Origin of the sequence: Herbaspirillum sp. RV1423 (assembly GCF_000577615.1) — a bacterium.
Lineage (GTDB): Bacteria > Pseudomonadota > Gammaproteobacteria > Burkholderiales > Burkholderiaceae_D > Herbaspirillum.
Genome location: NZ_CBXX010000035.1, coordinates 12875 through 37187, shown reverse-complemented (window position 1 = coordinate 37187; position 24313 = coordinate 12875). Strand labels below are relative to the sequence as shown.

The 24313-nt window shown below is 59.6% G+C and carries 25 protein-coding genes and 1 tRNA gene; 18 read left to right on the top strand and 8 right to left on the bottom strand.

From position 1 onward, the window contains the following. Positions 1-19: 19 nt before the first annotated feature. A complete protein-coding gene (locus tag RV1423_RS22715) occupies positions 20-1315 on the bottom strand; it encodes an amino acid deaminase (protein ID WP_034301825.1) in 1296 nt (431 codons plus the stop codon). A 164-nt stretch (positions 1316-1479) separates the two neighbouring features. On the opposite strand from RV1423_RS22715, the gene RV1423_RS22710 reads away from it, so the two are divergent. The 4 genes from RV1423_RS22710 (at position 1480) to RV1423_RS22695 (ending at position 5728) form a co-directional block, all read left to right on the top strand. Beyond that, positions 1480-2361, top strand: a complete 882-nt coding sequence (locus RV1423_RS22710) for a MurR/RpiR family transcriptional regulator (RefSeq protein WP_034301823.1) — start codon at positions 1480-1482, stop codon at positions 2359-2361. Between the two features lies 1 nt (position 2362). Continuing rightward, the gene (locus RV1423_RS22705; protein WP_034301849.1) at positions 2363-3862 is read left to right on the top strand and encodes an amidohydrolase family protein; all 1500 of its coding nucleotides are present in this window, start codon (positions 2363-2365) and stop codon (positions 3860-3862) included. 82 nt (positions 3863-3944) lie between these two features. Continuing rightward, positions 3945-4328, top strand: a complete 384-nt coding sequence (locus tag RV1423_RS22700) for a RidA family protein (protein WP_034301821.1) — start codon at positions 3945-3947, stop codon at positions 4326-4328. A 38-nt stretch (positions 4329-4366) separates the two neighbouring features. Next, positions 4367-5728, top strand: a complete 1362-nt coding sequence (locus RV1423_RS22695) for a GntP family permease (protein ID WP_034301819.1) — start codon at positions 4367-4369, stop codon at positions 5726-5728. 67 nt (positions 5729-5795) lie between these two features. Here RV1423_RS22695 and bamE read toward each other — a convergent pair whose 3' ends face one another. Next, entirely contained in the window at positions 5796-6293 is a 498-nt protein-coding gene (gene bamE, locus RV1423_RS22690; RefSeq protein WP_034301817.1) for an outer membrane protein assembly factor BamE, read from the bottom strand. Positions 6294-6471: 178 nt separating this feature from the next. On the opposite strand from bamE, the gene rpsO reads away from it, so the two are divergent. The 3 genes from rpsO to RV1423_RS22675 all read left to right on the top strand — a co-directional run bounded on the left by rpsO (position 6472) and on the right by RV1423_RS22675 (position 10716). After that, the gene (rpsO, locus tag RV1423_RS22685) at positions 6472-6741 is read left to right on the top strand and encodes a 30S ribosomal protein S15 (RefSeq protein WP_034301815.1); all 270 of its coding nucleotides are present in this window, start codon (positions 6472-6474) and stop codon (positions 6739-6741) included. A 316-nt stretch (positions 6742-7057) separates the two neighbouring features. After that, positions 7058-9193: a polyribonucleotide nucleotidyltransferase gene (gene pnp, locus RV1423_RS22680; protein WP_034301813.1), complete on the top strand. Its 2136-nt coding sequence runs from the start codon at positions 7058-7060 to the stop codon at positions 9191-9193. A gap of 233 nt (positions 9194-9426) precedes the next feature. Next, positions 9427-10716 carry an NAD(P)/FAD-dependent oxidoreductase gene (locus RV1423_RS22675; RefSeq protein ID WP_034301811.1) on the top strand — a complete coding sequence of 430 codons (1290 nt, stop codon included), beginning with the start codon at positions 9427-9429 and terminating at the stop codon, positions 10714-10716. Between the two features lie 247 nt (positions 10717-10963). Here the strand turns inward: RV1423_RS22675 and RV1423_RS22670 are convergent, their stop codons facing one another. From RV1423_RS22670 to pxpB, 6 genes are all read right to left on the bottom strand, one after another. Next, a complete protein-coding gene (locus tag RV1423_RS22670) occupies positions 10964-11968 on the bottom strand; it encodes a DUF2891 domain-containing protein (RefSeq protein ID WP_034301809.1) in 1005 nt (334 codons plus the stop codon). Between the two features lie 69 nt (positions 11969-12037). Further along, positions 12038-13024, bottom strand: coding sequence for a DUF979 domain-containing protein (locus RV1423_RS22665; protein WP_034301807.1), 987 nt, complete (start codon positions 13022-13024; stop codon positions 12038-12040). Next, entirely contained in the window at positions 13021-13749 is a 729-nt protein-coding gene (locus RV1423_RS22660; RefSeq protein ID WP_034301805.1) for a DUF969 domain-containing protein, read from the bottom strand. Before RV1423_RS22660 ends, RV1423_RS22665 begins: the two co-directional genes overlap by 4 nt. A 90-nt stretch (positions 13750-13839) precedes the next feature. Next, entirely contained in the window at positions 13840-14592 is a 753-nt protein-coding gene (gene pxpA, locus RV1423_RS22655) for a 5-oxoprolinase subunit PxpA (RefSeq protein WP_034301803.1), read from the bottom strand. A 9-nt stretch (positions 14593-14601) separates the two neighbouring features. Next, positions 14602-15612, bottom strand: coding sequence for a biotin-dependent carboxyltransferase family protein (locus RV1423_RS22650; protein WP_034301800.1), 1011 nt, complete (start codon positions 15610-15612; stop codon positions 14602-14604). Then, the gene (gene pxpB / locus RV1423_RS22645; RefSeq protein WP_034301797.1) at positions 15606-16262 is read right to left on the bottom strand and encodes a 5-oxoprolinase subunit PxpB; all 657 of its coding nucleotides are present in this window, start codon (positions 16260-16262) and stop codon (positions 15606-15608) included. Before pxpB ends, RV1423_RS22650 begins: the two co-directional genes overlap by 7 nt. Before the next feature lie 155 nt (positions 16263-16417). Between pxpB and RV1423_RS22640 the strand changes: the two genes are divergently transcribed. The 11 genes from RV1423_RS22640 (at position 16418) to nuoF (ending at position 24257) form a co-directional block, all read left to right on the top strand. After that, complete coding sequence (locus tag RV1423_RS22640; protein WP_051516864.1) at positions 16418-16972, top strand: winged helix DNA-binding protein; 555 nt, start codon at positions 16418-16420, stop codon at positions 16970-16972. 48 nt (positions 16973-17020) lie between these two features. Beyond that, complete coding sequence (locus RV1423_RS22635) at positions 17021-18001, top strand: NAD(P)H-quinone oxidoreductase (protein ID WP_034301794.1); 981 nt, start codon at positions 17021-17023, stop codon at positions 17999-18001. 86 nt (positions 18002-18087) lie between these two features. Further along, complete coding sequence (gene tpiA, locus RV1423_RS22630; protein ID WP_081768957.1) at positions 18088-18849, top strand: triose-phosphate isomerase; 762 nt, start codon at positions 18088-18090, stop codon at positions 18847-18849. A 29-nt stretch (positions 18850-18878) separates the two neighbouring features. Next, a complete protein-coding gene (gene secG, locus RV1423_RS22625) occupies positions 18879-19253 on the top strand; it encodes a preprotein translocase subunit SecG (protein WP_081768956.1) in 375 nt (124 codons plus the stop codon). A gap of 109 nt (positions 19254-19362) precedes the next feature. After that, positions 19363-19447, top strand: a tRNA-Leu gene (locus RV1423_RS22620). 117 nt (positions 19448-19564) lie between these two features. Then, positions 19565-19924 (top strand): NADH-quinone oxidoreductase subunit A, encoded by a 360-nt coding sequence (locus RV1423_RS22615; protein WP_029363013.1) that lies wholly within the window; start codon positions 19565-19567, stop codon positions 19922-19924. Between the two features lie 3 nt (positions 19925-19927). After that, positions 19928-20404 carry an NADH-quinone oxidoreductase subunit B family protein gene (locus tag RV1423_RS22610; RefSeq protein ID WP_029363014.1) on the top strand — a complete coding sequence of 159 codons (477 nt, stop codon included), beginning with the start codon at positions 19928-19930 and terminating at the stop codon, positions 20402-20404. Between the two features lie 18 nt (positions 20405-20422). Further along, positions 20423-21019 (top strand): NADH-quinone oxidoreductase subunit C, encoded by a 597-nt coding sequence (locus RV1423_RS22605; protein WP_034301787.1) that lies wholly within the window; start codon positions 20423-20425, stop codon positions 21017-21019. Between the two features lie 123 nt (positions 21020-21142). Beyond that, positions 21143-22396 carry an NADH-quinone oxidoreductase subunit D gene (locus tag RV1423_RS22600; protein WP_034301784.1) on the top strand — a complete coding sequence of 418 codons (1254 nt, stop codon included), beginning with the start codon at positions 21143-21145 and terminating at the stop codon, positions 22394-22396. A 77-nt stretch (positions 22397-22473) separates the two neighbouring features. Beyond that, positions 22474-22965, top strand: coding sequence for an NADH-quinone oxidoreductase subunit NuoE (gene nuoE, locus RV1423_RS22595; RefSeq protein ID WP_034301781.1), 492 nt, complete (start codon positions 22474-22476; stop codon positions 22963-22965). Beyond that, entirely contained in the window at positions 22962-24257 is a 1296-nt protein-coding gene (gene nuoF, locus RV1423_RS22590) for an NADH-quinone oxidoreductase subunit NuoF (RefSeq protein WP_034301779.1), read from the top strand. Before nuoE ends, nuoF begins: the two co-directional genes overlap by 4 nt. The last annotated feature ends 56 nt before the right edge of the window (positions 24258-24313 follow it).

The window sequence follows — 24313 nt, the reverse complement described above, 5'->3', positions numbered from 1 at the left end:
TGTCGTATGCGGCTGATGCTCAGAAGAAGGTTTGGACGATGTCGATGACGTTGAATTTGGCATCCAGTGCCGGCAGATGGCGCCATTTGTCGAAGGTCAGGCACGGATGCGAAATGTCGAACGCGATCATGTCGCCGACGCGGATGTCGTCGCCCGGTGCGATCTTCAGGTAGGCATGCTGATCCATCATGCCGGTGACTTCCCAGTGTGAAGGCGAGTCGACTGGCGCTGCGTCGTGACCGGGACGGAAACGCTTGACCGGCAACGGCAGGCCGGCGTCGAAGGCGGCGTCGCGCTTGCCGAGCGCGACGATGGCCTTGTCGGCCTCGGGGATCGATTGCACATAGGCCCAAAGTTGCAGCGCCGGCAGCAGTTCGCTGCGCATCTTGCGCGCGACCGGGTTGCGCGTCAGGATCTGTTCTTGCGCGGCGCGATAGATGCCGACGTCGTGCGTGAGATAGCAGCCGGGGCGCAACACCACATCCAGCGGCACACCGATGTCGGCGCCGGCGAATTCTTCGGCGACCACGTCATACCAGGCGGAGCCGGCGCCGGTCAGCACCGCCGGCTTTTGCGCCGAGCGATGGTTGAGGTAACCCTGCTGCGCGATGTCCTTGGCGCATTGCACGGCGCGTTGCAGGAACAGGCGAATGTCAGCTTCTTCCTTGAGCACGCCTTCATAGACTTCGATGCCGGACAAGGCGATGCTGCCTTGCCAGCGCTTGATTGCCGCCAGCACGGCGTCTTGCTGCTCATTGTTGCGCACGCCGGTACGGCCGCCGAGCGGGCCGAGTTCGAGCAGTACGCTGAGGGTTTGCCTGCGTTCGGAGAAGAAGCGGCCGAGCTGGTCGACCAGCTCGACGGAATCGATCAGGCAGAAGAATTCGAAGGACGGATCTTGCAGCAGGCGCGAGATGATGTTCATGTTTTGCTTGCCAACCAGTTGGTTGGCCATCAGCACGCGGCGTACGCCGTGGTGATAGGCGACGTTGGTCTGGTGTGCGGTCGCCAGCGTGATGCCCCAGGCGCCGGTCGCCAGTTGGCGGGCAAACAGTTTCGGCGCCATGGTGGTCTTGCCGTGCGGCGCCAGCTTGACGCCGTATTCTCGGACAAAGCGCTGCATCCAGTCGAGGTTGTGCGCCAGGCGCTCTTCATACAACACGGCGGTCGGCAGGCTCAGGTCTTCGTTGAGGAGATTCCAGGACACAGTGTTGGCCGCGTTCGGCGCCAAGGGAGCCTCCAGGGTACCGATGCCCTTGTTCAGCGGATCGATGATGCCACTTTGCCACGTGTTCTGGTAGTTTGTATCATTCATCTTGAATCTCTCCTCAAAAATTGATTTGACGTAATCATAGTACTGAATTTACTATGTTGAAAGTGTGTTATAAACTAACATAAAAAATTCCTTCCCGACTGGAATTACCGCTTTCTGGTGATTTCGGGAGATGCGGGATTCGCACCTGAGACTTCCTTTATTCCATGGCCCAAGCCTTTGACATCATTTCACGCATTACCGAGCGCAGCGCTCAGTTGCGTCTGGCAGAGCAGAAAGTCGCTGAGGCGATACTGAGCGATTTGTCTTCGGCCGCCAGCGCCAGTATCGGCGAACTGGCGCAAAAGGCCGGTGTGAGCCTGGCCAGCGTGACGCGCTTTGCCAAAGCCATGGGCTGCCGCGATGTGCGCGAGTTCAAATTCATGCTGGCGCAGGCCGTGGCGGTCGGGCAGCGTTTTTTCGACGGCGTCAAGACGATTCCGCCGGGGCAGCCTCCGGAACTGATCGATGTCGTCTACAACGACATTCATGCGGTGCTCGAAGTCAATCGCGCCTTGCTCAATACCGATGCCTTGATGCGCGCCGCCGAGCTGTTGCGCGACGCGCGCATGATCTACGCCTTCGGCATGGGCGGCGGCTCCACCATGATGTCGGACGAGGCACGCTACCGCCTGGTGCGGCTGGGGCGTCCGGTGGCGACTTACCACGATGCTTTGTTGCAACGCATGGTGGCGGCCACGCTCGACAAGAACGACGTGCTGCTGGTGTTTTCGACCACCGGCAACGTCCCCGAGTTGCTGACCAATTGCGAAGTGGCCAAGGAGTATGGCGTCAAGATGATCGGCATCACCGCGCTCGGTTCGCCGCTGGCCGGCATGGTCGACGTGCTGCTGCCGATCAAGGCGCTGGAAACGGATTTCATTTTCAAACCATCGTCATCGCGCTACGCCATGATGATGGCGCTGGACATGCTGGTGCTGGAACTGGCGCTGCTGCAGAAGGACCGCAGCCAGGAGCAGTTGCGGCGCCTCAAGTATGTACTCGACATGCATCGCGGCGGCGGCGACCGCCAGCCGCTGGGAGATTGATATGACCACCCCAGACCGAATTTCAGACGACAATCAAACCTGCGACACCCTGATTCGTCATGTTTTTTTGATCGACGGCAGCGGCGGCGATCCGGTGGTGGCGGATGTCGCCATTGCCGATGGGCGCATTGTCGCCATCGGCGCGCTGGAAACCTGGCAAGCCGCGCAGGTCATCAATGCGCCCGGCAAAGTCCTCAGTCCTGGCTTCATCGACGTACACACGCACGACGACACCAATGTGATCCGCATGCCGGAGATGTTTCCCAAGCTGTCGCAAGGCGTCACCACGGTCGTGGTCGGCAACTGCGGCATCAGCGCATCGCCGGTGACGCTCAAGGGCGATCCTCCGGATCCGATGAATCTGCTGGGGCAGGCGGGCGCGTTTTCTTATCCGACTTTCGCCAGCTACGTCGACGCCATCGCGGCGGCCAAACCATCCGTCAACGTCGCTGCGCTGGTCGGCCATACCGCCTTGCGCAGCAATCACATGGACCGCCTCGACCGCGCCGCCACCGACGCGGAAATCATGGGCATGCGCGACCAGCTCACGGAAGCGCTCGAACACGGCGCACTCGGACTGAGCACCGGCCTGGCGTACGGCAACGCCATCAACGCGCCCACCGAAGAAGTGCTGGCGCTGGCCGAGCCGCTTGCACAATACGGCGCCATGTACGCGACGCATTTGCGCAGCGAATTTGCCGACATCCTCGACGCCATGGATGAGGCGTTCCACATCGGCAAGCATGCGCGCGTGCCGGTGGTGATTTCCCATCTCAAATGCGCCGGCGTCGAAAACTGGGGGCGCAGCGGTGAAGTGCTGGCAGCCCTGGAACTCGCCGAAAAGCACCAGCACGTCGGTTGCGACTGTTATCCCTACACCGCCAGCTCGTCGACGCTGGACCTGAAGCAGGTGACCGACACCTACGACATTCAGGTCACCTGGTCCGAACCGCATCCCGAGCAGGGCGGCAAGCTGCTGGCCGACATCGCAGCCGGATGGCAGGTCGACATGACGGAAGCGGCGCGCCGCCTCATGCCAGCCGGCGCGGTCTACCATTGCATGTCCGACGACGACGTCAATCGCATCCTGCGCCATCCTGCTACCGTGATCGGCTCGGACGGCCTGCCCAATGATCCTTTGCCGCATCCGCGCCTGTGGGGCGCGTTTCCGCGCGTGCTCGGCTATTACAGCCGCGAACAGCAATTGTTTTCGCTGGCGGCGGCGGTGCGCAAGATGACCGGGTTGTCCGCCCAGCGTTTCGGCCTGGACGATCGCGGTCTGGTGAAAGTGGGATATTGGGCCGACCTGGTCCTGTTCGACGCCGCCACGATCCGCGACGCCGCCACCTACACTGATCCGATGCAGCCGGCGCATGGCATTGACGCCGTGTGGGTCAACGGTGTGCTGTCGTATCGCGGCGAGGGCAAGAAAGCCACGGGTGAGCGCGCAGGTCGGTTCCTCGCGCGCAAACGCATTCAGGCGGAAGAAACGGCAGCGTAATTGCTTGCCGCTTGAGTACTCTATTGGAGGGCGCATTGATGGTTGAGCAGCGCCCGGTTTACTTTTTTGAAGGAGAAATACGATGAGCATCAAACGATATGGCGTCGATGGCGGCACTGGCACGGGCGGCCAGCATTTGCCTTTTGCGCGCGCAGTGGAAGCGGACGGCTGGCTCTATGTCTCCGGCCAGGTGGCAATGGTCAACGGCGAAGTGATCGACGGCGGCATCGTCGCGCAATCGCATCAGGCCATCAAGAACGTGCTGGCCATCCTCAAGGAAGCCGGCTACGGCCCGGAACATGTCGTGCGTTGCGGCGTCTGGCTGGACGACACGCGCGATTTCCAATCCTTCAACAAGGTATTCAAGGAATATTTCGGCGCCAACCCGCCGGCCCGTGCTTGCGTGCAATCGGCCATGGTGGTCGATTGCAAGGTCGAAGTGGATTGCATCGCGTTCAAGCGCTGAGCGTAACGTCAGTTAACCCTGGGGATGAGGAGACGTAAATGGAAGCAGTACAAGGAAGCATGTTGCTGATCTATGCGCTGGTCGCGGTGATCGCATTGATTGTGTTGATCGCGAAATTCAAGATGAATCCGTTCATCGTGCTGATCGTGGTTTCGCTGATACTGGGCTTGTCGGTCGGCATGCCGATGGGAGCCATCGTCAAGTCGTTTGAGACCGGCGTCGGCAACACGCTCGGACATATCGCGCTGGTGGTCGGCCTGGGTACCATGCTGGGCAAGATGATGGCGGAGTCGGGCGGCGCCGAGCGCATCGCGACGACGATGATCGACGCTTTCGGCGAGAAGAACGTGCACTGGGCGATGATGACGGTGGCGTTTATCGTCGGTCTGCCGGTGTTTTTTGAAGTCGGCTTCGTGCTGCTGATCCCGATCGCCTTCAACGTTGCCAAGCGTACCGGCACATCGATGGTGCTGGTGGGTATTCCGATGGTGGCCGGTTTGTCGGTCGTGCATGGCCTGATTCCTCCGCATCCTGCCGCATTGCTGGCGGTGACCGCTTACAACGCCGACATCGGCCGCACCATCCTGTTCGCGCTGATGGTGGGTATTCCCACGGCGATCATTGCCGGTCCGATTTTCGGCAAGCTGATGTCCAAATATGTCATTCCCAATCCTGATAATCCGTTGATCGGCCAGTTTGTCGACCAGGGTGCGAATGGTGCGGCCAAGCGCGAATTGCCGGGTTTCGGCATCACGCTGTTCACCATCCTGTTGCCGGTGGCGCTGATGCTGATCGGTAGCTGGGCCGACCTGTTCTTTACGCCGAAGACCTTCGCCAACGACTTCCTGCGCCTGATCGGCAATTCGGTCATCGCCCTGCTGATCGCTACGCTTGTGAGTTTTTACACCTTCGGCAAGCTGCGCGGTTTCGGTCGCGAAGCCATCCTGAAATTCACCAATGAATGCCTGGGGCCGATCGCCAGCATCACGCTGGTGGTGGGCGCGGGTGCCGGTTTCGGCCGCATCCTGATGGACGGCGGCGTATCGAAGGCGATCGTCGGCATTGCCACCGATGCGCATCTGTCGCCGTTGCTGCTGGGTTGGTTCGTAGCGGCGCTGATTCGCGTGGCCACCGGTTCGGCGACTGTGGCGATGACGACCGCTTGCGGCATCGTGGCGCCGATCGTGGCGTCGGTTGGCGGCACGCGCCCTGAATTGATGGTGCTGGCCACCGGCGCCGGTTCGCTGATCCTGTCGCACGTGAACGACGGCGGTTTCTGGCTGGTCAAGGAGTACTTCAACATGACCGTGCCGCAAACCTTCAAGACATGGACGGTGTGCGAAACCATCATTTCCGTGGTGGCCTTGCTGCTGACGCTGGGATTGGCGGCCGTTATCTGAGTTGCTTTTGCCCCAAACGAAAAACCGCTTGCATTGCAAGCGGTTTTTTTTTACGCGCAGGGCTCGGTCAGAAGCGCATGCGGCTGTCGTCGAAACGCGGATCCGGGCCGTTTTCGACTTTGCGGACGATGCCGTTGTTGTCGAAATAGATGGTCATCTGCGAATTCCATACGCCGCTTTCCTTGTAACCATAGTTCCAGGCCTCGAACGGAATGCGCGCATAGCGGGTCACTTCAGTAGGTCGACCGACCAGGCGCAACACGTCATCCTTGGTTGCCTGGTCGACCTTGATCGACTGGAAGTTTTGCAGCGTCCAGACTTGTTGGTAGGAAATCAATTTCCCGTCCGGCCCGATACGGGCCATGTAGCTGTATTGACCGAAAGCGCCGGCGGCATATTCCAACAGGTGCGTGTTGCCGTCGGGATACACGGCGGTCGGCGCGCCGAGACGTGCGACGACTTGTTCTTCGGTATCGCCGGGATTGACGGGAGGAGTAAACAACGAGGCGCAGCCCGTCAGGGACAAAACGGCAGCGGCAAGGACAGGGAGAACGATGCGTTTCATAAACAGTTTGTAGGGATGAGTGTCCTGTGAAGTTACGATTCTACGCTTTTCCGGTAAGTATTTGAATCTGCTGATATTTTGCTATATACTTGCGCCTCTGGTCATTTGGGCCAGTTTAATTTTTGTTCACGGTACGCAGGGTAGCCACTCCGCATACCGCTTGTGAAAGGTAAAAAACATGTCGATCGAAAAAGCAGCCAAGGCTGCCATTATCACTGATAACGCCCGTGGTCAAAACGACACCGGCTCCCCGGAAGTTCAAGTTGCGCTGCTGACAGCACGCATCAACGACCTGAACGGTCACTTCAAAGAACACAGCAAGGATCACCACTCCCGTCGTGGCCTGATCAAGATGGTTAACCGTCGCAAGAGCCTTTTGTCCTACCTGAAGGGCAAGGACACCGACCGTTATCGCGCACTGATCGAAAAACTCGGTCTGCGTAAGTAATCTTGTTCCCTGATTTTGTTCCCGTCGCCGTTCCGGCTCAGGGTTCATAGCCAAAATGCCTGCGTCAGTTTCTGACGCGGGCATTTTGTTTTTTGCGATTCCGCCTCGGCATGCCGATTACGATCCGCAAATTTCTTTGCAGTACCGCGATCCTATCCAATGATCGTGATTCGTAAGGTGGATTGTCGTTTGCCGGTTGTTTCGTTGACGACAAGCATCTGTGGTGAGGTGAACGACAGCGCCTGAAAATCTGTCGGCAAAAAAGAATCACTGCAAAGCAAGGCAGCGCAGGGGTTCAATATAGAAAGGAAATACCGTGTTCAATAAAGTTACTAAAACCTTCCAGTATGGACAGCACCAAGTCACGCTGGAAACCGGCGAAATCGCTCGCCAGGCTTCCGGTGCAGTCGTCGTGTCGATTGAAGACACTGTTGTGCTGGCAACGGTCGTGGCGCGCAAGGATGCCAAGCCAGGTCAGGACTTTTTCCCATTAACCGTCGATTACATTGAAAAGACTTACGCTGCGGGCCGTATCCCCGGCGGCTTCTTCAAACGTGAAGGCAAGCCTTCCGAAAAGGAAACACTGACATCGCGCCTGATCGACCGTCCGATTCGTCCGCTGTTCCCGGAAGGTTACCTGAACGAAGTGCAGGTCATCGTGCACGTTCTATCCGTCAATCCTGAAATCGATCCCGACATTGCGGCGATGATCGCTTCGTCGGCCGCATTGTCGATCGCCGGCATCCCGTTCAACGGCCCTGTGGGCGCCGCGCGCGTCGGTTACATCGACGGCCAGTACGTCCTGAACCCGACCACGACCCAACTGAAATCCTCGCAACTGGATCTGGTCGTCGCCGGCACCGAAACCGCCGTGCTGATGGTCGAATCCGAAGCGAAGCAATTGTCGGAAGAAGTCATGCTGGGTGCGGTTGTGTTCGGTCACGAGCAATCGAAGGCCGTCATCAGCGCGATCCATGAACTGGTGCGCGACGGCGGCAAGCCGGAAATCGAATGGGCGCCTCCTGCGAAGAACGAGCCGCTGATCGCACGCGTGACCGAACTGGCCGACGGCAAGCTGCGCGAAGCCTATCAAACCAAGGACAAGCAAGCCCGCACCGAAAAACTGAAGACCGTGACGTCCGAAGTCAACGCGGCGCTGGCGGCTGACGCAGCGACAGGTACATCGGCGGCCGACTCCGCGGAAGTCGGCGGCATCCTGTTCGACCTCGAAGCCAAGATCGTCCGTTCGCAAATCCTCGACGGCGAACCGCGCATCGACGGCCGCGACACACGCACCGTACGTCCGATCACCATCCGTACCGGCGTATTGCCGCGCACTCACGGTTCCGCGCTGTTCACCCGCGGCGAAACGCAGGCGCTGGTCATCGCGACCCTGGGCACCGCACGCGACGAGCAAAAGATCGACGCGCTGATGGGCGAATACTCCGATCGCTTCATGCTCCACTACAACATGCCGCCGTTCGCGACCGGCGAAACCGGTCGCGTCGGTACGCCGAAGCGCCGCGAAATCGGTCACGGCCGCCTGGCCAAGCGTGCGCTGGTTGCGGCTTTGCCGCCTGCTGAAGAATTCAGCTATTCGGTGCGCCTGGTCTCGGAAATCACCGAGTCCAACGGTTCCTCGTCGATGGCTTCGGTCTGCGGCGGCTGCCTGGCATTGATGGACGCCGGCGTGCCGATGCAGGCGCACGTCGCCGGCATCGCCATGGGCCTGATCAAAGAGGGCAACAAGTTCGCCGTCCTGACCGACATCCTGGGCGATGAAGATCACCTCGGCGACATGGACTTCAAGGTGGCGGGCACTGCCAACGGCATCACCGCACTGCAAATGGATATCAAGATCCAGGGCATCACCAAGGAAATCATGCAAGTCGCGCTGGAACAAGCCAAGGAAGGCCGCGTGCATATCCTCGGCAAGATGCAGGAGGCCGTTCCTGCCGGCAAGGCGGAACTGTCCGACTTCGCACCGCGCCTGATCACCATCAAGATCAATCCGGAAAAGATCCGCGACGTGATCGGCAAGGGTGGCGCCGTGATTCGCGCGCTGACGGAAGAAACCGGCACCCAGATCGACATCAGCGATGAAGGCGTGGTCACCATCGCTTCCGTCGACGCCGGTGCCGGCCAGGAAGCCAAGCGTCGCATCGAAGAGCTGACCGCCTCCGTGGAAGTCGGCAAAACCTACGAAGGCACCGTCCTGAAGCTGCTGGACTTCGGCGCCATCGTCCAGGTCCTGCCGGGCAAAGACGGCTTGCTGCACATCAGCCAGATCGCCAACGAGCGCGTCAACGCCGTTGCCGATTACCTGAAGGAAGGCCAGCAAGTCCGCGTCAAGGTTCTGGAAACCGACGACCGCGGCCGCCTGAAACTGTCGATGAAGGCAGCACAGTCGGAAGAAGGTGCGGAAGCGCCCGCTTCGCAAGACGCGCAGTAATGGAGTAAAGCCTGGCGGAGGCGGGCATTGCCTCATCCGTCAGCAATTCTCTGGCAGTATCTGAATCCCCCTGGACGAAAGTCCGGGGGGATTTTGTTTTTTGGGACCGCGTTTGCATTTGTCGGCGTTAGGCGGATCGTTTGTTCTCTGAGACAATGCCGATTCACTTCACCATCAGGACTGTCTCGGGAGCAACGGGACCATCGTTTCAGCAGAATGTGAAAGGAGCCATCATGCCTCACGTGATTATCATCGGATGCGGTTTCGGCGGCCTTGCCGCCGCGCGGGAACTGGCCGATGCCAATGTCGACGTCACCATGATCGACCGCAGCAATCATCACCTGTTCCAGCCGCTGCTGTATCAGGTAGCCACAGCCGGCTTGTCGGCGCCCGCGATCAGCGCGCCGATCCGCAGTATCCTGGCGTCGCAGCGCAACGTCACCAGCCTCATGGCGGCAGTAAGCAACATCGATACAACGCGCAAGGCGGTTGCGCTCGAAGACGGCAGCGAAATCGCTTACGACTATCTGATCGTGGCAGCCGGTTCGACGCACAGTTATTTCGGGCATGACGAATGGGCTTCCCTGGCGCCCGGATTGAAGACGCTGGAAGACGCATTCGATATTCGTCGTCGCATCCTGATGGCCTTCGAATACGCCGAGCGCGAAGACGATCCCGTGCGCCGCGACGAATGGCTGACTTTTACCGTGATCGGCGCCGGCGCCACCGGCGTCGAGATGGCCGGCACGCTGATTGAAATCGCCCGGCACACCTTGCGCGGCGAGTTCCGCCGCATCGACCCGCAGCAGGCCAGGGTGGTTTTGCTGGAAGGCTCGGACCGCGTACTCGCGGCTTATCCTCCCGATTTGTCTGAAAAAGCCCGCAAGCAACTTGGCAAGCTCGGCGTCGACGTGCGCACCGGCAGCCGCGTCATCGACATCGACGGCGAATGCGTGCGTTATACCGACAAGGACGGCGAGCAGAGACTGGCGTCGCGCACTGTGATCTGGTCGGCCGGCGTGGCCGCATCGCCACTCGGCAAGTCGCTCAATGTACCGTTGGATCGCGCCGGCAGGGTAGTGGTGGGAAGTGATTTGTCGATTCCCGGTCATCACGAAATTTTTGTCATCGGCGACCTTGCCGCTGCCATATCGGACGGCAAGCCGGTTCCCGGCGTGTCGCCTGCGGCCAAGCAAATGGGGCGTGTCGCCGCGCGCAATATCGTCAACAGAATCGCGGGCCGGCCGCTCGAGGGTTTTGTGTACCGCGATTACGGATCGCTGGCGACGATAGGCCGCAAGGCTGCGGTGGCGATGGTCGGCAAGCTGAAGTTTTCAGGCTATCCGGCGTGGCTGTTCTGGCTCTTCGTCCACGTGTATTTCCTGATCGGTTTCCGCAATCGCTTGCTGGTGATGAGCGATTGGGCCTGGGCGTACCTGACGTTCAAACGCAGCGCGCGGGTAATTTCCAGCGCCATCGATACGCCGCCGGATAAGCCGCATGACGAAGCCTCGACGCAATAGCCAAGATTGCAGAGTAAAAATCCGGCACGAATGCCTAATGCCGTTCAGTCAAGTGTAAAAAGCTACTTACCGTATTGTCAGTTCATCACAACTGTCGTCCTGACGAAAGTCAGGACCCAGCGTCGTATTGGACGTCTTCACGACACCGGGCCCCAGCGTGCGCTGGGACGACGGATGGGAAAATAGGCTTAACTGAACGGCATTAGGCATTCGTGCCGTTTTTTTACGTGGACTGGCTCCGTCTGTCTCAACCTTCCAGCGCCAGCAACGCAAAGCTGGCCAGCCAATGGCCGCCGCTGTAATGGCTGCCGACGACATGGCCGATGCTGGCGTTCAGGTGGCGTTCCACCGCCGCGGTCAATGCAGCTTGCGCAGGGTGATCGGCCGGCAAATGGCGGGAGATGTGCTTCATGCACCAGGCACGGCTCAGGTTGAGGCCGTCGAGGTGCGCGATCTTGGGGTCGGTGCGGTCGCTGACCTGCGCGGGTTGCATCAATTGTCCGACCTGATCGATGCGCGGCAGGAACCGGTTGAACCAGTTCGGGAACGCCGCTTCATCCAGCACTTTGCTCATCAGTAGCGCCTCAGTCAGGGCTGCGGAGATATATTCGTCGCCGCCCGGTTCGTAATGCGCGGGATAGCTCTCGTCCTTGCCGTAGTAGCGTTGCGAGGCGTCGATGATGTCGTTTTCCAGTTCGCCGTCGTTTGCCGCGCGCGCATAGTCGATCGCCAGCGCCAGCGCGAAGGCGGTGTTGTAATGCGTGCCGACGCGAATCGGATACGTCAGCTTGCTCAGATAGTCGAGCAGGCGTTTGCGGATTTCCATGGTCAACGGCTGCATCGCGGCGCTCCAGGCCGCGGCGCGCGGGTGCGGCGATGCGGCGAGTTCTTGCTCCAGTCCGAGAATCCAGCCGAAGCCGTAAGGCCGTTCAAACGATGCGCGGCCGCCCACCTGGAAGTAGGCCGTTTCCTGCTGTATCAGTTCGGGCGTGAAATGCTCATCGAAAATGGCCGTGATCCTGTCCTGCGTCGGCAGCGATGGATACAGCCGCATGCAGCGCAGCAGCAGCCAGTAGCCGTGCACCGCGGAATGCCAGTCGTAGCAGCCGTAGAATACCGGGTGCAGCGCGCGCGGCGACAGCACGTCGCCGGCATCGTTGAGCACGTGCATGATGTGATTCGGGTATTCCTGGCGGAGATAGGTCAGCGGCATCTCGGTGTATGCCGCGGCCAGGTCGATGTCGAGTTGCATGGGAATGTTCCGGTTGAACGTTGTTGAAAGGCGCGTTTGCGGCCGGTATCCCACCGGCCGCAAACGGCGTCAGCGGAATGCCAGGAAATACATCAGGAAGACGTTGACCGTCAGCAGCGTCAGCGCCGTCGGAATCTGCACCTTGATGACCTGGTACTTGTCCTTGAGCTCCAGCAGCGCCGCCGGCACGATGTTGTAGTTGGCCGCCATCGGCGTCATCAGCGTGCCGCAGTAGCCGGAGTACATGCCGATTGCCACCAGCGGCGCCGGATTGGCGTGATGGCCGACGATCAGGAAGGGCAGTGCGATGCCTGCGCTCATGACCGGGAAGGCGGCAAACGCGTTGCCCATCACCATCGTGAACAGCGCCATGCCGACGCAGTAGATGGCGACCACCAGGAACAGGTTGTCCGGATTGACGAACAGACTGACGACCTGCTGCACCGAATTGCCGGTTTTGGCGGCGACGAAAACGCCGCCCAGCATCGCCAGCATCTGCGGCAGGATGGCCGCCCAGCCGATCGAATCCACCAGGCGCCGGGATTGGCGCACTGCCTGCAGCGGCGAGCCGCCGGTCAGCTTCCAGCCGGCCAGCAACGCGCAGATACAGGCTACGCACAAGGCCGCCAGCGTGAGTTGCTTCTGATCGAGCAGGAACACGCCGCCGACCGATACGCCCTTGAGCAGCACGGTACAGGCAACGGTAATGACGGGGATCAGGACGGCAGGGAAAAACAGCCAGTTGCCGAAGCGCTTCGACGACGCCTTGCGCTCTTCATCGCTGGTGGTCGGGTAGGAACCGGTCGACAACATGCCGGTCCCGGCGATCAGGGAGATCAGGATGACCATCACGCCGATGACGCGATAGGCCAGCGACTTGCCGAGCTGGTCGACCATGATGTCGCCGAACAGGAAGATCGAGCCGAACAGGAACCAGAATAGCGCCGTCGTATAGCGCTTGGGATGCCCCTTGTCCCTAAGCGTCATGCCGACCAGCAGCATGACGATGAAGCCGACCAGATAGTAAATGCGGTTGATGGTGATCAGAGTACTCATGCTGGCACCTCGCTTGGGTTGTTGCCGGTTTTCTTCCATGCTTCGACATCGCGGCGGATGCCGGCATCGAGGCGGGTCAGGCGGAACATGTGGATGATCAGCGCGCTCAGGGCGGTCGGGATGGCCCACAAGCCGAGATGCAGCGGTTCGATGTTGGTGATGCCGTTTTCCTTGAGGAAGGCATCCATCAGCAGCACGGCGCCGAAGGCGATGAAAATATCTTCGCCGAAGAATACCGCGATGTTGTCGCAGGCGGCGGAGTGCGCCTTGATCTTGTCGCGGATGTGCTGCGGCAGGTCTTCGCCGTAAGCGCTGACTGCCGCGCCTTCAGCCATGGGCGCCAGCAGTGGGCGCACGGTTTGCGCCTGGCCGCCGAGATAGATCAGGCCGAGTGCGGCGGTGCCTTCGCGCACGAGGAAATAGAGCATAAGGATGCGTGCCGAGGTGGCGCTGGCGATGCTGGAAATCCAGGCCTGTGCACGCTCTTTCAAACCGTAATGCTCCAGCAGGCCGATGATCGGCAGGATCAGCAGGAAGGTCGCCAGCGAACGGCTGTTGACGAATTTTTCGCCGAAGGTTTCCAGCAGCATGCCGAAGTCCATGCCCACGGCCAGGCCGGTCGCGAGACCGGCGACGGTCACCACCAGCAATGGATTGAACCGGAACGCAAAGCCGGCGACGACGATCGGAATCCCGATCAACGGTAGCAAAATCGAGCTGTCCATGGGCTATCTCCTCTACATGAAAAATGTTGTTGAATGACTGCTGGCGATGAAAATGACAACTGGGCAAGACGGAACAAGATGGAACGACTGCTAAATGGCAACTGATGACGGCGCGCGGATGGCGATGCGCTCGGCGCCCAGGCGCGTGCGGATCTGGCGGGCGAATTCCAGGGCATGCGCGCCGTCGCCATGCAGGCAGACGGTTTGCGCGTTGACCTTGACGACGCTGCCGTCGATGGCCGTGACCTGCTTGTCCTTGACCAGTGAAATCGTTTGCGCGATGGCCTGCGCTTCGTCTTCGATCAGCGCGCCCGGTTGGGTGCGGCTGACCAGGCTGCCGTCGGGGTTGTAGGCGCGGTCGGCGAAGACTTCTTCGATGGCGGTCAGGCCGGCGCGTCCGGCGGCCGCGATCATCTCGCTGCCGGCCAGGCCGAACAGCGCCAGGTCGGGATTGAATGCACGTACTGCGGTGCAGATGGCGTCGGCCAGCACGGCGTCTTTTGCGGCCTGGTTGTAGAGCGCGCCGTGCGGCTTGACGTGCGCCAGGCGGCCGCCTTCCGCGCGCACGATGGCATCCAGCGCGCCGAGCTGGTACAGCATGCCGCTGACGATTTCTTCGGACGGCAATTGCATTGCTTTGCGGCCGAAATTCTCACGGTCCGGGAAACTCGGATGGGCGCCGATGGCGACATGGTTCCGTATTGCCCAGCGCACGCTGCGGCGCATCGTGTTGGCGTCGCCGGCATGCCAGCCGCAGGCGATGTTGGCCGAGCTGACCAGTGTCAGCAGCATTTCATCGTTGTCGCAGCCTTCGCCGAGATCGGCATTGAGATCGATTTGCATGATCCGTCCTTATTTCCTGTATTGCGTGGCGCGCGACCAGTCGAGCGCGGCAATGGTTTGTTGGACATGGGCAAGGTAGCGCTGCTGTTCCTCCCATGCATGCAAGGCTTGTTCCAGATCGCATGGTTGCAGCCGCAGCAAGGCGTTCAGCGGCGCTTGCGCCAGCTTCCACATGTCGGCCGCGATCACCACGCCGATCTTGGGATAGCCGCCAGTGGTCTGGGCATCGCCCATCAGGATGATGGGCTGGCCCGACGGCGGCACCTGGATGACGCCCGGCACCACGCCATGCGAGAGCAGATCGCGGCTTTGCTTGCGCTTGAGCTCCGGTCCTTCGAGACGGTAGCCCATGCGATTGCTGTTGGGCGTGATGCGCCATTTGTCCTGCCACAAGGCATTTTTGGCGGCGACGGTGAATTGCTCGTACTCCGGGCCGGGCAGCACACGCAGGGTGAGCAGCTTGCTGCTGTCGTTCTGGTGTGTGCCAAGACCGCTCCATTGCGGAGAGCGGACGCCGAAGGCCGGGCCTGTCGCCTTGATGCCTGCTTCGCCCAGCGGCAACCGGTCGCCTTTGCGTAGCGCACGGCCTTCATGGCCGCCGAAACCGGCTTTCAGATCGGTGCTGCGCGATCCCAGGCATTCAGGCACATCGATGCCGCCTGCGACAGCCAGGTAGGAACGAATGCCTGGCGCGCCGCCGGGACCGATATTGGACAGTTTGAGGATTTGGCCGGCGTTGACCGGGACGCTCCAGTACGGGGCGACAGGCTTGCCGTCAAGCCGTGCATCGAAGTCGTCGCCGCCGAGCGCCAGGCGCGTGTCGGCGGTGAAGCGGAATTCGCATGCGCCCATGGTGATTTCCAGGCCGGCCGTGCCGGCAGGATTGCCGACCAGCAGATTGGCGGCGGTGAGCGCGAGCGTATTGAGGACGCCGCCGGGATTGATACCGAGCTGGCGATGTCCGGTGCGGCCGAGATCTTGCACCGAAGTGAGCAGGCCGGGTTGGATGACTTCTAGCATTTTTCGATCCGTTCCACGATAAAGCGGACGCGGTCGCCCGGGCGCAGCAAGGTCGGCGGATTCTGCATCGGCTGGAACAGCGGCAGTGCGGTGCGTCCCAGCAGTTGCCAGCCGCCCGGCGATGTCAGGGGGTAGATGCCGGTCTGTTCGCCGCCAATGCCGACCGAGCCGGCCGGGATCGACAGCCGCGGCTCGGCCTGGCGCGGCGTGGCAAGTTGCGGATCGAGGCCGCCCATGTAGGCAAAGCCCGGCATGAAGCCGATGAAGTAGACGATATATTTCCCTTCGCTATGGCGCCGGATGACTTCTTCGGCGGATAAGCCTGTGTGGCGGGCGATCACGTCAAGATCGGGGCCGCCGACGCCGCCGTAGACGACCGGGATGTCGATGTCGCGGCCGGTGAGGTGGCCGATGTCGATGTGCGGCCAGGAGTCAAGGACGCGCTGCGATACGGCATCCATGTCCCTGACCGGACGTTGCAGGATCAGCGTCAGGTTGTTCATGCCGGGAACGACTTCACTGATTTCGGGCCAGCTTGCGGCCAGTTCGGCGAGGCTCCATATGCGTTGTTGGTGCGCCAGGGTGGCTGGCGGCGGCAAATTGCACAACAAGGCGCCGTCGCCGAGAAAATGGATTTGAGGTTGAATCATGTCATCCGGATCATGCAGAAGGGACTGGGCCCGTTAATCCCGAAGGATCATACATTTCAAGCAAGGTATAGACAATATATAGATAAATTATTTGTTTTAAGTTTGCTATATAGTGTCGACGGTTATACGAATATCTCTTCGACAGAAAATAGCTTATGAGTGACAAATCTTTGGAAAACACGCCGGAACAGGCCGTGACACAAAAATCCCCGACCAAAATCGTCTCCTCCAATCATCTGGTTTCCGAGCGAAGCGCCGAGCTTTCCGAGCTGGAGTACGCTTTGATCATGGCCGGCAACGCATTCAATCGCTGGATGATGCGCTGCATGATGGCGGCCGGGGCAAAAGACATGACGGCCATAGAGGTCTCTTTGTTGCATCACGTGAATCATCGCGAACGCAAAAAGAAACTCGCCGACATTTGTTTTGTCCTGAACATTGAGGATACGCACGTTGTGACTTACGCGCTCAAAAAACTGGTCAAGGCCGGTTATGTGCAAAGCGAAAAGGCCGGCAAGGAGTTGCTGTTTTCGACGACCGAAGAAGGCCAGCAGTTGTGCATGAAGTACAAGGAAGTGCGCGAGCGCTGCCTGATTGAAGCGCAGGTCGACAGCGGCATCCAGAACCACGCGATCGGCGAGGCCGCGCAATTGCTGCGCAGCGCCTCCGGTTTGTACGATACTGCCGCGCGCGCAGCGGCTTCGCTGTAGCCGGCTGATATTCCATCGACTGCGCCGCTCAGGCGCAAAGGAAAAACCATGCAAGTAATTGAAATAACCGCATTCGGCGCGCCCGAAGTATTGCAGTTGTGCGAACGTCCGCAGCCGCAATTGAAAAGCGGCGAAGTGTTGATCAAGGTCCATGCCGCCGGCGTCAATCGTCCCGATGTGTTCCAGCGGCAGGGCAATTATCCGGTGCCGCCGGGAGCTTCCGACTTGCCGGGGCTGGAAGTGGCCGGCGAAATCGTCGACGGCGAGCTTGGCGATAGCGGCTTCAAAAAGGGCGATCTGGTGTGCGCCTTGGTTCAGGGCGGCGGCTACGCCGAATACTGCGCCGCGCCGTTGGCGCAATGCCTGCCGGTGCCGCAAGGCTTGAGCCCACTGCAGGCGGCAGCGTTGCCGGAAACTTTCTTTACCGTATGGAGCAATGTCTTTGACCGGGCGCATCTGGCCCCTGGCGAAACCTTGTTGGTCCAAGGTGGTTCGTCCGGTATCGGCGTGACGGCGATACAGATCGCGGCGGCGCTGGGCCATCGCGTGTTCGCGACGGCCGGTTCGGACGACAAATGCCGCGCCTGCGAAGAGTTGGGCGCCGAGCGCGGTATCAATTACCGCACTGAAGATTTCGAGCAGGTCGTCAAGGCGGCAACCGATGGCCGAGGCGCCGACGTCATCCTCGATATGGTGGGCGGAGATTATCTGCCGCGTGAGATCAGGGCCCTGGCCGACGACGGCCGGCTCGTCGTCATCGCCTTGCTCGGCGGCGCCAAGGCGCAACTCGACCTGGGCCAGGTTTTGCGTCGGCGCCTGACCATCACCGGGTCCACCTTGCGCCCGCGCCCCGTGGAGTTCAAGGCGCATGTAGCGAAACAACTGCTGGACCGCGTGTGGCCGCTGTTGGCGAGCGGCAAGGTGAAGCCGGTGATCTACAAGACTTTTCCGCTGGCGCAGGCATCGCAGGCGCACGCGCTGATGGAGTCCAGCGCGCATGTGGGCAAGATCATGCTCACGCTGGCGTGATCGATCGCCAGATACCGCGGCGTTTGGTTTGACCGGGTTTGCCGCGGCGCGATAGAATGCGTGGTTATTCAATATTTTCACCTCTTATGCGCCGTAAATTAGTTGCCGGTAACTGGAAAATGAATGGCGGCCTCGCCGCCAATGCAGCCCTGATCGCCGATGTGAAAGCCGGTCTGGCTGTTGTCGGCGTTCAGGCCGATATTGCGGTGTGCGTGCCGGCGCCGTACTTGGCGCAAGTGCAGGCGGCTGTCGCCGGTTCCGCGCTGGCATTGGGCGCACAGGATGTCTCCGCGCATGCAAGCGGTGCATATACCGGCGAAGTGTCGGGCGCGATGCTGGCCGAATTTGCCTGCAAATATGTCATCGTCGGTCACTCGGAGCGTCGCGCCTATCACGGTGAAAGCGATGAAGTTGTCGCTGCGAAAGCAGTCGCCGCGCTGAAGTCGGGCTTGACGCCTATCGTTTGTGTTGGGGAAACGCTGGCCGAGCGTGAAGCAGGGCAGACCAATGCCGTGGTCGGTCGCCAGATCGATGTCGTGCTGTCCGTGCTGGATGCGGCCGATGTGGAAAAAATTGTCGTGGCTTACGAGCCGGTCTGGGCCATCGGCACAGGCAAGACGGCGACGCCGGCAATGGCGCAGGATGTGCATGCGATGCTGCGCGCCAGACTGGCCGCAAAGAATGCTGGCGCCGCTGTCAGGGTGCAAATCCTGTACGGTGGTAGCATGAAGCCCGATAACGCTAGGGAATTGCTGGCCATGTCGGATATCGACGGTGGCCTCATAGGTGGTGCAGCCTTGAAGGCGGCGGATTTCCTGGCGATTGTCCAGGCTGCCCAAGGCAACTGATTGTTGTTGTTTTAATTTAAGATGGCTATATGAATACTTTATTTACTGTTATTGTTGTGGTTCAGGTGCTGGCGGCGCTGACGATCATCGGTCTGGTGTTGCTGCAGCACGGCAAGGGGGCTGATATGGGGGCGGCGTTCGGTTCGGGCGCGTCGGGCAGCTTGTTCGGCGCCACGGGGTCTTCCAATTTCTTGTCGAAGTCGACCGGCGTCGCTGCTGCGATCTTTTTTGCTGCGACGCTTGCATTGGCTTTCGTCGGCAATCACCACGTTTCGCAAAGCGGCGGCGTCATGGACAATCTGCCTGCGCCCGCGGCTGCAATTCCTTCCACATCGGCTGCTTCCGGTGCTGCGCCGGCGACTCCGGCGAATCCTGCAGATCAATCGAATCAGATTCCGAAATAGTCTTTTGCGCAGAGTGTAACAATGCGCAAAACTTAAAGCAGTTTGTGAAGTTTTAGTGTGATTGTGCGTTGAACAAGAGCATCAAACCGAGTTACAATTGCAGTCTCAAGCCGACGTGGTGAAATTGGTAGACACGCTATCTTGAGGGGGTAGTGGCGAAAGCTGTACGAGTTCGAGTCTCGTCGTCGGCACCATTGAAATACTGAGAAAAGCCAGCAAAGGACAAAGACCTGAGCTGGCTTTTTGTCGAGGAAAAAGCTGTTTGATATTGAGAATCATTCCGCTAATTATCAACAAACCTACGCCAAATCGTGAACCTCGAAAATTACTTTCCAGTTCTATTGTTTATCCTAGTCGGCATCGGTGTCGGTGTCGCCCCTCAGTTACTTGGTCGTTTGCTTGGTCCTCATCGGCCGGATGCGCAAAAGACCTCTCCTTACGAATGCGGATTCGAGGCTTTTGAAGATGCGCGCATGAAGTTCGATGTGCGTTATTACCTCGTCGCCATTCTGTTCATTCTGTTCGATCTCGAAACTGCATTTTTCTTCCCGTGGGGCGTCTCCATGCGCGACCTGGGCTGGTCTGGCTACATCACGATGATGGTGTTCATCGCTGAATTTGTTGTCGGTTTTTGGTACATCTGGAAAAAGGGTGCCCTGGATTGGGAGTGAGCCATGTCAATTGAAGGCGTATTAAACGAAGGGTTTGTTACCACCTCGCTGGATAAGGTAATCAACTGGACCCGTACCGGTTCCATGTGGCCGATGACCTTTGGTCTGGCGTGCTGTGCGGTTGAAATGATGCATGTGGGCGCATCGCGCTACGACCTAGATCGTTTCGGCATCATGTTCCGTCCGTCGCCGCGCCAGTCCGATGTCATGATTGTTGCCGGCACGCTGTGCAACAAGATGGCGCCGGCGTTGCGCAAAGTGTACGACCAGATGGCTGAGCCGCGCTGGGTGATCTCGATGGGTTCCTGCGCCAATGGCGGCGGCTATTATCACTATTCGTATTCCGTCGTGCGCGGTTGCGACCGTATTGTGCCGGTCGACGTGTATGTTCCTGGCTGTCCGCCGACAGCGGAAGCGCTGCTGTACGGCGTGATCCAGTTGCAAAACAAGATCAAGCGCACCAATACCATTGCGCGCTAAGAGAGTGGAAGGGTCAGAATGACGACAAAATTGGAAACTCTCGAAGCTGCCTTGCGTAATGCGCTTGGAGGGTATCTTCAGAATTTGACAGTGGCTTTGGGCGAGATCACCGTTGTGATCAAGTCCACCGATTATCTCTCGGCAATGCGCGTCCTGCGCGATCACGCCGATACCCGTTTCGAAGAATTGATGGACCTGTGCGGCGTCGACTACTCGACGTACGGCGACGGCGTCTGGGATGGCCCGCGTTTTGCGGCGGTTTCCCATCTGCTTTCGATAACGCACAACTGGCGCGTGCGCGTGCGTGTTTTTGCGCCTGACGACGACCTGCCGCTGGTGGCGTCGGTCGCCGGTATCTGGTCTGCCGCCAATTGGTATGAACGAGAAGCCTTCGATTTCTATGGCATTTTGTTCGATGGGCATGACGACTTGCGTCGTATCCTCACTGATTATGGCTTCATCGGCCATCCGTTCCGCAAGGACTTCCCGGTGTCGGGCTATGTCGAAATGCGCTACGACGCCGAGCAAAAACGCGTGGTTTATCAACCCGTAACGATTGAGCCGCGCGAAATTACGCCGCGTGTCATTCGTGAAGAGAATTACGGGATCAAATAATGCATATCCTTAAAAATCGTAGCGAGCGGCCCGAGTTTGGGTCGAGAAGCGCAGCCGTACGGATGTACGGTGAGCATCGCAGCCCCAAAATCGGGTTGCGCAGTAGATTTGTAGAGGTATGCAATGGCTGAAATCAAGAATTACACGCTTAACTTTGGTCCTCAGCACCCGGCAGCGCACGGCGTGCTGCGTCTGGTGCTGGAGCTGGACGGCGAAGTCATTCAACGCGCCGACCCGCATATCGGCTTGTTGCATCGTGCAACCGAAAAACTGGCCGAGCAAAAAACCTATCTGCAATCGGTTCCGTACATGGACCGCCTCGACTACGTGTCGATGATGTGCAACGAACACGCCTACGTCATGGCGATCGAGAAGCTGCTCGGCATCGAAGTGCCGTTGCGTGCCCAGTACATTCGCGTCATGTTCGACGAAATCACCCGTCTGCTGAACCACCTGATGTGGATCGGCGCGCACGGCCTGGACGTCGGCGCGATGGGTGTGCTTCTGTATGCCTTCCGCGAGCGCGAAGACCTGATGGATTGCTACGAAGCCGTTTCCGGCGCACGCATGCACGCTGCCTACTATCGTCCGGGCGGCGTCTATCGCGACCTGCCCGACACGATGCCGCAATACAAGGCATCGATCATGCGCAACGACAAGGCCATCAAGCAACTCAATGAAAACCGCCAGGGTTCGATGCTGGACTTCATTGAAGACTTCACCAACCGCTTCCCGACATATGTCGACGAGTACGAAACGCTGCTGACCGACAACCGCATCTGGAAACAGCGCCTGGTAGGCGTCGGCGTGGTCTCGCCGGAACGCGCGTTGGCGATGGGCTTTTCCGGTCCGATGCTGCGCGGCTCCGGCATCGAATGGGATCTGCGCAAGAAGCAGCCTTACGAAGTCTACGACCTGCTCGATTTCGATATTCCGGTCGGCAAGAACGGCGACTGCTATGACCGTTACCTGGTGCGCGTGGAAGAAATGCGCCAGTCGAACCGCATCATCAAGCAATGCGTCGAGTGGCTGCGCAACAACCCGGGCCCGGTCATCATCGACAATCACAAGATCGCGCCGCCGCCGCGTGTGGACATGAAGTCCAACATGGAAGACCTGATCCACCACTTCAAACTGTTCACCGAAGGCTTCCATGTGCCGCCGGGAGAAACGTATGCAGCGGTTGAGCATCCGAAGGGCGAGTTCGGCATCTACCTCGTATCGGACGGCGCCAACAAGCCTTACCGCATGAAGATCCGCGCTCCGGGCTACGCGCATTTGCAGAGTTTGAACGAGATGGCCAAGGGCCACATGATTGCCGATGCCGTAACCATCATCGGTACGCAAGACATTGTGTTTGGTGAAATCGACCGGTAAGTCGGTCACTGGATGTTTTTGAAAACCCATTAGGTTGTGGGGAATATCCGATAAACCCGCGCAGACTATGCGCACGGATGGCCAACGATATGCTGTTAAGTCAAGACGCTCTAAAGAAAATCGATCGCGAACTCGCGAAGTATCCGGCGGATCAACGCCAGTCTGCGGTCATGTCCGCGCTGGCGATCGCTCAGGATGAACACGGCTGGCTGCCAGCCGAGCTGCAGCAGGAAGTCGCCGATTACATCGGCATGCCTGCGGTCGCGGTCCAGGAAGTCGCCACCTTCTACAACATGTACAACACCAGCCCGCAAGGCAAGCACAAGATCACGGTCTGCACCAATCTGCCGTGCCAGTTGTCGGGCGGCGAGCGCGCTGCGCATCATCTGAAGCACAAGCTCGGCGTGGGCTACAAGGAAACCACAGCGGACGGTCAGTTCACGATCGTCGAAGGCGAATGCATGGGCGCTTGCGGCGACGCGCCTGTCATGCTGGTCAATAACAAGCGCATGTGCAGTTGGATGTCGAACGACAAGATCGACGCGCTGCTGGAGGAATTGAAGAAATGACCTGTCTGCACGATCGTCACATCGACCCGCTGATCCTGGCTGGCCTGGACGGCCAGAACTGGCGTCTGGCGGATTACGTCAAACGCGGCGGCTACGAGTCGCTCAAGCGCATCCTTTCCGAGAATATCACTCCCGAGCAAGTCATCGCCGAACTCAAGTCTTCCGGCCTGCGCGGCCGTGGCGGCGCGGGTTTTCCGACCGGCCTGAAGTGGAGCTTCATGCCGCGCCAGTTCCCCGGCCAGAAATACCTGGTCTGCAACAGCGATGAAGGCGAGCCAGGCACATTCAAGGACCGCGACATCATTCGCTACAATCCGCACGCGCTGATCGAAGGCATGATCATCGGCGGCTACGCGATGGGCATCACGGTCGGCTACAACTACATCCACGGTGAAATTTTCGACGCCTACCTGCGCTTTGAAGAAGCGCTGGAAGAAGCGCGTGCCGCCGGATTGTTGGGCGACAACATCCTCGGCACCAACTTCAGCTTCCAGTTGCACGGCCATCACGGCTACGGCGCCTACATCTGCGGTGAAGAAACCGCGTTGCTGGAATCCCTGGAAGGCAAGAAGGGCCAACCGCGTTTCAAGCCGCCATTTCCGGCGAGCTTTGGCCTGTACGGCAAGCCGACCACGATCAACAATACCGAGACGTTCGCGGCCGTCCCATTCATCTTCAAGATCGGCGCGCAAGCGTATGCCGACATGGGCAAACCGAACAACGGCGGCACCAAGATCTTCTCGATCTCGGGCGACGTCGAGCGTCCGGGCAACTACGAAATCCCGCTGGGCACGCCGTTCTCCAAGTTGCTGGAACTGGCGGGCGGCATGCGCGGCGGCAAGAAGATCAAGGCGGTCATTCCCGGAGGCTCATCGGCGCCGGTGATTCGTGGCGACGTCATGATGGACACCACCATGGACTATGACGCCATCGCCAAGGCCGGTTCGATGCTGGGTTCCGGCGCCGTCATCGTCATGGACGAGACGCGTTGCATGGTCAAGTCGTTGTTGCGCCTGTCCTATTTTTATTTTGAAGAATCCTGCGGCCAATGTACGCCATGCCGTGAAGGCACAGGCTGGATGTACCGCATGGTCGAGCGCATCGAAAACGGTCACGGCAAGCCGGAAGACCTCGATGTCCTCAATTCGGTTGCCGACAACATCCAGGGCCGCACCATCTGCGCGCTGGGCGATGCGGCGGCGATGCCGGTGCGCGCGTTCATCAAGAATTACCGTGAAGAGTTTGAGTATCACATCGAGCACAAACACTGCTTGGTGCCAGCTTACATTTAACAGATTGAGTTGAGCAGCACGGCAGAACCTGCATGCAGCCAGACCCGGCGATGTGC

Excerpts from the sequence above, each read along its gene's own strand:
- RV1423_RS22715 (WP_034301825.1), bottom strand. The coding sequence starts at position 1,315 with ATGAATGATACAAACTACCAGAACACGTGGCAAAGTGGCATCATCGAT.
- RV1423_RS22710 (WP_034301823.1), top strand. The coding sequence starts at position 1,480 with ATGGCCCAAGCCTTTGACATCATTTCACGCATTACCGAGCGCAGCGCT.
- RV1423_RS22705 (WP_034301849.1), top strand. The coding sequence starts at position 2,363 with ATGACCACCCCAGACCGAATTTCAGACGACAATCAAACCTGCGACACC.
- RV1423_RS22700 (WP_034301821.1), top strand. The coding sequence starts at position 3,945 with ATGAGCATCAAACGATATGGCGTCGATGGCGGCACTGGCACGGGCGGC.
- RV1423_RS22695 (WP_034301819.1), top strand. The coding sequence starts at position 4,367 with ATGGAAGCAGTACAAGGAAGCATGTTGCTGATCTATGCGCTGGTCGCG.
- bamE (WP_034301817.1), bottom strand. The coding sequence starts at position 6,293 with ATGAAACGCATCGTTCTCCCTGTCCTTGCCGCTGCCGTTTTGTCCCTG.
- rpsO (WP_034301815.1), top strand. The coding sequence starts at position 6,472 with ATGTCGATCGAAAAAGCAGCCAAGGCTGCCATTATCACTGATAACGCC.
- RV1423_RS22675 (WP_034301811.1), top strand. The coding sequence starts at position 9,427 with ATGCCTCACGTGATTATCATCGGATGCGGTTTCGGCGGCCTTGCCGCC.
- RV1423_RS22670 (WP_034301809.1), bottom strand. The coding sequence starts at position 11,968 with ATGCAACTCGACATCGACCTGGCCGCGGCATACACCGAGATGCCGCTG.
- RV1423_RS22665 (WP_034301807.1), bottom strand. The coding sequence starts at position 13,024 with ATGAGTACTCTGATCACCATCAACCGCATTTACTATCTGGTCGGCTTC.
- RV1423_RS22660 (WP_034301805.1), bottom strand. The coding sequence starts at position 13,749 with ATGGACAGCTCGATTTTGCTACCGTTGATCGGGATTCCGATCGTCGTC.
- pxpA (WP_034301803.1), bottom strand. The coding sequence starts at position 14,592 with ATGCAAATCGATCTCAATGCCGATCTCGGCGAAGGCTGCGACAACGAT.
- RV1423_RS22650 (WP_034301800.1), bottom strand. The coding sequence starts at position 15,612 with ATGCTAGAAGTCATCCAACCCGGCCTGCTCACTTCGGTGCAAGATCTC.
- pxpB (WP_034301797.1), bottom strand. The coding sequence starts at position 16,262 with ATGATTCAACCTCAAATCCATTTTCTCGGCGACGGCGCCTTGTTGTGC.
- RV1423_RS22640 (WP_051516864.1), top strand. The coding sequence starts at position 16,418 with ATGAGTGACAAATCTTTGGAAAACACGCCGGAACAGGCCGTGACACAA.
- RV1423_RS22635 (WP_034301794.1), top strand. The coding sequence starts at position 17,021 with ATGCAAGTAATTGAAATAACCGCATTCGGCGCGCCCGAAGTATTGCAG.
- tpiA (WP_081768957.1), top strand. The coding sequence starts at position 18,088 with ATGCGCCGTAAATTAGTTGCCGGTAACTGGAAAATGAATGGCGGCCTC.
- secG (WP_081768956.1), top strand. The coding sequence starts at position 18,879 with ATGAATACTTTATTTACTGTTATTGTTGTGGTTCAGGTGCTGGCGGCG.
- RV1423_RS22610 (WP_029363014.1), top strand. The coding sequence starts at position 19,928 with ATGTCAATTGAAGGCGTATTAAACGAAGGGTTTGTTACCACCTCGCTG.
- RV1423_RS22605 (WP_034301787.1), top strand. The coding sequence starts at position 20,423 with ATGACGACAAAATTGGAAACTCTCGAAGCTGCCTTGCGTAATGCGCTT.
- RV1423_RS22600 (WP_034301784.1), top strand. The coding sequence starts at position 21,143 with ATGGCTGAAATCAAGAATTACACGCTTAACTTTGGTCCTCAGCACCCG.
- nuoE (WP_034301781.1), top strand. The coding sequence starts at position 22,474 with ATGGCCAACGATATGCTGTTAAGTCAAGACGCTCTAAAGAAAATCGAT.
- nuoF (WP_034301779.1), top strand. The coding sequence starts at position 22,962 with ATGACCTGTCTGCACGATCGTCACATCGACCCGCTGATCCTGGCTGGC.